Origin of the sequence: Arsenophonus sp. ENCA, from assembly GCF_002287155.1 — a bacterium.
GTDB classification, from domain to species: Bacteria; Pseudomonadota; Gammaproteobacteria; order Enterobacterales; family Enterobacteriaceae; genus Arsenophonus; species Arsenophonus nilaparvatae.
Map to the genome: position 1 here is coordinate 1 of NZ_NHNG01000156.1, position 526 is coordinate 526.

Consider the following 526-nt stretch of genomic DNA (forward strand, 5'->3'; position numbering starts at 1 on the left):
CATAAACGATTATCTCGTAACAGCCGCTCTTTGTTGATCATTTCAAACCTTTATTCTCTAAGTTAAACCTCTTTTTATTCTCAATAGCGTGACAAAAAATGCAAGTCTCTATTCAGCAACTAGTTTACAGCCATAAACCTTATAGCTCCTCGTGTTTTCTGAAGCTAAAACTGTACTTTTCAGGGATAACTGATGGTCGGCAGGACAAGTATAAATATCTTTTTCAGTATCATAAATAAATAAGGCTTTCGGATAGATTTTTCTTAGAATCTGCCGGTTAGAATTTTCAGAGCAAAACAGCTCAATTTGATATTTTTTTGTCTCAGCTATCACTAAACTAGTTGCTGAATAGAGACTTGCATTTTTTGTCACGCTATTGAGAATAAAAAGAGGTTTAACTTAGAGAATAAAGGTTTGAAATGATCAACAAAGAGCGGCTGTTACGAGATAATCGTTTATGTAAAGCAATCATTGGATTATCAGTCGAAGAATTGAAAAATTTAGCCGCTGAATTTTCAGCTTGTTA

General features: G+C 33.7%; 1 protein-coding gene. It reads right to left on the bottom strand.

Annotated features, from left to right (window positions below):
* Window positions 1–108: 108 nt before the first annotated feature.
* On the bottom strand, window positions 109–372 hold the full coding sequence (locus CBG25_RS04240) for a hypothetical protein (protein WP_290604823.1): 264 nt from the start codon (window positions 370–372) through the stop codon (window positions 109–111).
* Window positions 373–526 lie beyond the last annotated feature (154 nt).